The organism is Clostridioides sp. GD02404 (assembly GCF_045898275.1).
GTDB classification, from domain to species: Bacteria; Bacillota; Clostridia; order Peptostreptococcales; family Peptostreptococcaceae; genus Clostridioides; species Clostridioides difficile_A.
This window is the reverse complement of record NZ_JBJOCA010000054.1, coordinates 1-5,739: the sequence shown is the minus strand read 5'-3', so window position 1 is coordinate 5,739 and position 5,739 is coordinate 1. Positions and strand designations below refer to the sequence as shown.

Here is a 5,739-nt window from a genome sequence, read left to right as displayed (position 1 = left end):
ATATGTGTGTTTTGATGATAATTTAAATATAGTATATTGCTAAAAAATAAAAAAAGATGTTTTAAATTTTAATTTAAAACACCTTTCTTATATTAAAATGTCCTATTTCCTACTGAATATAATTAAACCTATTTATTCTCAATCAAATAACAATTATTTAGTATTAAATATTGTCCTTCCTCAACTGTTATATATCTGTTTCCTGAGAAAACATCATTAGTAACTATTCCATCCACATCACCCAAGCTATCATCTCTAACTTCATAATATGCATCAGAAGAATTTGAAACTATAGTATATTCTCCAGCAGGAATTTCTAGTCCAATTTTGTACATACCATTTCCAAACTTACCATTCTTGGCCTTTTGAACTTTAGCATACTTGGCTAATATCATTGTTGAATCCTCAATTTTAATATACTGCCCATTCTCTAAAGTTATATATCTAGTTCCACTAAAAATATCATTTGAGAGTATACTATCAGCATTTCCTGTACTATCACTTGTAACTTCATAATAAGAAGCATAACTTCCTGAATTTGAAGTTATTAAGTATTCCCCTGCTGATATATCTTTTCCAACCTTATACATACCAGCTTTTATAGTCTTTGTAGTCGGCTTAGCATCATCTTTTATAATTCCAGTATTAATATCTCCAAGTCCATTTGTTACATTTAGACATTGTTGAATTATAGTTGAATTTATATACCCTATAGAAGTTATCTTTTTAGCATTCTTTAAGACGCTTTTATTACTGCCATTATCAACTAATACCATTGGACTATTTTTTGATAAAGATGAACCTACAAGAGCATTTGTTAATTCATATGCTCCAGCTATATAAAAATCTTTAGCATCTTTGTAAAATTTATCTATTATTGCTTTATTAGTTTCAAAGCGAGTACTTCCTCCCAATCTAGTAGATTTAGTCTTGTTTACTAAAGTAGTACTCATTGAAGATGTTCCACCTATTACATAAGATTTTAAGCCATTAGTTGAAAAAGGTATACTTCGCCCATTAGTAAGAATTATTGGTGTACTATCTCTTGTAGCTACAGATGCAATACTTATAGCATCAGCTTCTCCTTTATATGCATTTGTTAACATTACAGTGTCAACTTTTTTTATTGAGTTTATTTCTTTCGCAACATTATAACTTGTTTTTATTCTGTCACTTCCCTGAATTCTTACAACTTTTATATTTTTAGCTTTTAATGAATTTTCTACAGCTGTACTTATAGAATATGTTCCTCCAATTATATAAACTTTTGATACATTTTTTAATCTTGCAGATGTCTCAGTTGGTATAGTATTTTTTTCAGTTAATAATATAGGTGCATTTAAAGCTCCCGCTAATCCACTTGCACTTAGACCATCTGCTATAGAATTATTAGTATTAATTAGTATAGCAGTCTTATATGCATTTTCATCTGCTACATTACCTGCAATTTCATACTTATTATTTCCTTGTATCTTCTCTACAGATGATATTGCATTTACTAGTTGAATATTTGCAAATGCAAAAGAAATACTCAAAGTCAATGTTAACATTCTTTTACAGAATTTCATAATAAAATTATCCCCCTCATAATAAATTTTTAATATATGAATACATTCTCTTAATTAGGTTATGTACTTAACAAACTTATGTAAAATCGTAAACTACATTAGATTGTATTACTAATAATCACCAATGTAATTATTCATATAAATATAATTGTATTTACATTTATATTAAAAATCAACTAGATTTATATAAATACTTATAATTTTATTTTTATTCTTAATATTTTTTTTATTATGTTATTTTAATAGATTTATTTTTCTTTTTTAAGTATATAGATATATTTCTCAAAATATTCTATTTCTATTATAGTTACACATATTTTATTTGGCTAAAGTATTATTTAAATTTAGAATTTTCTATTTTATATTAAAAACATATTTTACAGGTATAGTTTTATAAGTTTTAACTAAATTTCATTTTATATTACGAACTATATATTTTTTTCCTAATCAAATTTAAATAAGTTTTTCACAAAAAATATGCTTTTATTATATTTTTTAGAAATTTATAAATGGAAATATATACAGATTAAATTAAGTAGAAATTTTAGTATATTTAAATAGCTGATAAATCAGAGAAGATTAATATACAAATTTATCTTGAAAAAGCAAATTAAAATAAATTTTATATTTAATAACTACAAATGAGATACATCTAAGAAGATTAACATAGGTATGATAATTTATCTGTTAGGTTGAAGATATATTACTATTATATAAATATTTTATTAAAAACAAAAAAATATAATGCTAAATCTTTAAATAATATAAGAATAGAGTAGATATAACTACTCTATTCTTATATTGCTTGATTATTATAATAGTTTATAAAGTAAAGTATTATTTCATATTTAAGCTTGATAACTAACTCTTCTTATTGATAGGCTAACAATCTTGAATAAAAATAGTCCTGCAACTAAATTTATTAAAACAGCTGGTAATACTACTGCTAAAAATAAAGCTGTAAATGAAGCACCTGGAAGACCAACTATAGCTTGAGCTGCTAATAAGAAAATTGTTCCACTTACAAGTGTTCCTATTGGCATTATGATTGTAACTACTATAGTATCTTGCGCCTTTTTAGCTAATCTTTTTATAAAAGGCATTTTATAACTAATGTTCATTAATAAAAATACTACATTTGCTGTAAGAGTTTTATCTATTACATTAGGAATTTGACCTCCTGGAAAACTTGATGTAAGAGCTGTAAATATTCCTGTTACTATACCTGCTATTAAACAAGTTTTATAATCATCTCTATTTAAAACTAATATTACAAATAACATTGCTAGTGGTATATCTGGTTTCATTGGTAGTCCTATAGCTGGTGTAATTTGATGTATCAATAATCCCATTGCTAAAAGTATTGCATTTAAAGTTAATTTTTTTGTATTTGTTTTCATTTTCGTATTTCCTCCTGTTTTTTTAATTTTCAATTTATTTTTTTGCCAATTTATTATATCATCATCTTTAACACTGGAAATTCATAACATCTTTTTCACCACCTTCTATATTTAAATTTTTCAGTAAAATAAAAAACTCCGTCCTAAACTAATAGGACGGAGATTATCCGCGTTGCCACCTAAATTATATAAAAACTAATACAAAATTTAATTTTTATATATCTCATTATCAGGTACTTACATACCTTATTCGCTATAACGTGCGACTGACGATAAAGTCTACTCTCAAAACTATGATTTCAATTTACTCCTCTAAGGGCCATTCATTAAATTTTTTCTTGCTAAGATTCCACCATCCTCAGCTCTCTATAATGAACCTAAACTTAACTACTCTTCCTTTTCATAGGATTTAACTTACTTTATTAAATTTTGTCGTTGAAATAATAATATTATTTTTTCTAAAAAATGTCAATATGTTTTTATAAATTTCAAAATATATTTTTCCTAAAAAATAGTAAAATAAGATTATGTATTTCTTTTTATATCCAAAATCCTGTGAATAATTCCTTTGATAATCTGTTTTTTTTGCTCTAATTCTTTCTCTGTTAATTCAGTTAGTGAGTCTTGATGTAATATTGCAAATGATGAATAAAGAACAGCATTTGCAAGCTCTAAATCCGTTTCAATTGCACAACTCCCAATCTCACCTTTATCACGCATATAGTTTATATATTTTGCTATATGAGGAACTAAACTTTTTAAAGTTAATTGATTAAGTGCAATTTGCATACTCCAATGAAATTTACCTAATTTAAATGTCTTATACTTTAAAAGAGTTTTTTGTAATAACTCAAATACCACATCGATTTTCAGATTATTTGGTATACAATCATCATATAAAACATCAGAAAAACTTTTTTCATACTGAGCTAGAAATAATTTTATAACTTCATTGAATATTTCATCTTTTGATTTAAAATAGTGATAAAACATACCAACTTCACCACCAACACTATCTAAAATCATTCTTATAGAAGTATTTTCATACCCATATTCTAAAAACAAATTAAGTGCATTCCCAATAAGTTCATCTCGTTTACCACCATTTAATATTCGTTTTCGTGCCATTTTTGTATCTCCTTTTAAACAGAATATCATTCTGCTTAAATTATATCATGCTATAAAATAAACATCAATAATTAGCAAAATGCTATTCTTTAAATTACTATCTAATGAAGAACAAAATCATAACAATATACTTCCAACTAAACTATAAAATAGTTATTCATAAAAAAACTTAAAATAAGATGAAAAGCAATATTGTATATAATACAATAAAATCATATAATACAACTATGTAATTTTTATTATTGTATTTAATAAAATTTCTTCTTCTTTCTTCTAATAAATATTATCCCAATTAAAACTATAACAATAAATACAACTATTACTGAAAGTATCAATTTTGAAAGAATATTATATCTTCCTATGCTTTGACTTTTATGTTTATCTAAATTTCTATGTCCATAATTTTTAGTTCTTATAGTTCTTTTCTTCAAATTAACTCTACTTTTTCTAGATTTACTACGTTTATGCTTACTTTTAGATTTAATAGTTTTAAATCTAGTATTATTAGATTTATAATTTTCTTGTGCTGAAGAAATGTATACACTAGAATCAATAATAGCTTCAGCCTCAACTTGCAATGGATTTATAGTGCTGATTATAAGCAAAAAAGATATAGCTATTCCAATCAATGTTTTCTTTTTTTTCATATTTTCCCCCTCATAAAAATCTTATATCTAGTTTATTATAATATATATAAAACTAAAAATTACAAAATTTTTCAAATTTCTTATATCTTTTCTTATCTTTAATATTATTTTTATCCTATCAACTTTCTTTTTTATTAAAATTTTCTAAATCAATCTCAATTTATGGCACCTAAAATATAAATCATAAGTTAAATCTATTTTCAATTAAATCTTCGATTTACAATTAAAAAGACCTAGTTAATTTATTATATTTAATATTATAATAAGTTTTTTTACAAAAGAAAAAGAATCCTATGAATAGGATTCTTTTTCTGAAATTTATTAGTATATTTAAAGCTTACTAGTATCCAATTATGATAAACTTAAACATTCTTCTATATATTGACTATATACATATCCAGAATATTTTTTTCCATTTCTATCAATATTAACCCTTGCCCATTTGTCAACACTATAACATACTTCAACTTTAAAACCATCAGGAATTGTAGTTATAATTCTAGAGTCTAATGTTCTATCATTTCTAAGTTCTAGACTTAAGCCATTCGTTCTTATATTTCCTACATAATTCTTTTTTCTATTTTTTACTATACCATTACTATTGCTTTTAGCATTACTTAATTTTTCCAAATATTTATAAAGTAACCAACCTTTGTCATAATTACTTTCAACTTCTGCCCATATTCCATCGACACATTTTAACTTAACAATTTTACCTTCTGGTATACTTTTCAACTTCATACTATTTATGTCTGGTCTTTCTCTTAAATTTAATTTAATTTTAGTCTTAAAATTGATGCTAGATTCGCCAAAACTTTTCAACATTAATTCAGATATCATCTTAAGCCCTCCTCTTGCCAAATATTAAGTTATTAAAAATATATAACTTTAAAAAATACTTTCAACAAAAAGAATTATTATCTTTTTGGCAACTGGCTGACATGACCTTTATTATATAAAGATTTTAGTCCCTATAGCTTTGCGTCATTAGATTTA

Annotated in this window: 5 protein-coding genes, 1 riboswitch and 1 other annotated feature; all 5 genes read right to left on the bottom strand. The window is 24.4% G+C overall.

The genetic code is table 11. The annotated features are described in order from the left end of the window. Window positions 1-128: 128 nt before the first annotated feature. Entirely contained in the window at window positions 129-1,568 is a 1,440-nt protein-coding gene (locus Q3287_RS19215) for a cell wall-binding repeat-containing protein (protein WP_054276782.1), read from the bottom strand. Window positions 1,569-2,416: 848 nt separating this feature from the next. Then, window positions 2,417-2,968 (bottom strand): tryptophan transporter, encoded by a 552-nt coding sequence (locus Q3287_RS19210; RefSeq protein WP_054270412.1) that lies wholly within the window; start codon window positions 2,966-2,968, stop codon window positions 2,417-2,419. Window positions 2,969-3,117: 149 nt separating this feature from the next. Next, window positions 3,118-3,381: a binding site (T-box leader), on the bottom strand. A 112-nt stretch (window positions 3,382-3,493) separates the two neighbouring features. After that, window positions 3,494-4,096, bottom strand: coding sequence for a TetR/AcrR family transcriptional regulator (locus Q3287_RS19205; RefSeq protein ID WP_054270413.1), 603 nt, complete (start codon window positions 4,094-4,096; stop codon window positions 3,494-3,496). A 248-nt stretch (window positions 4,097-4,344) separates the two neighbouring features. Continuing rightward, window positions 4,345-4,743, bottom strand: coding sequence for a hypothetical protein (locus tag Q3287_RS19200; RefSeq protein ID WP_054270414.1), 399 nt, complete (start codon window positions 4,741-4,743; stop codon window positions 4,345-4,347). A 351-nt stretch (window positions 4,744-5,094) separates the two neighbouring features. Continuing rightward, window positions 5,095-5,583 carry an SH3 domain-containing protein gene (locus Q3287_RS19195; protein ID WP_243193341.1) on the bottom strand — a complete coding sequence of 163 codons (489 nt, stop codon included), beginning with the start codon at window positions 5,581-5,583 and terminating at the stop codon, window positions 5,095-5,097. Between the two features lie 84 nt (window positions 5,584-5,667). Then, a riboswitch (cyclic di-GMP riboswitch) is annotated at window positions 5,668-5,739 on the bottom strand. This riboswitch is flagged as partial in the annotation.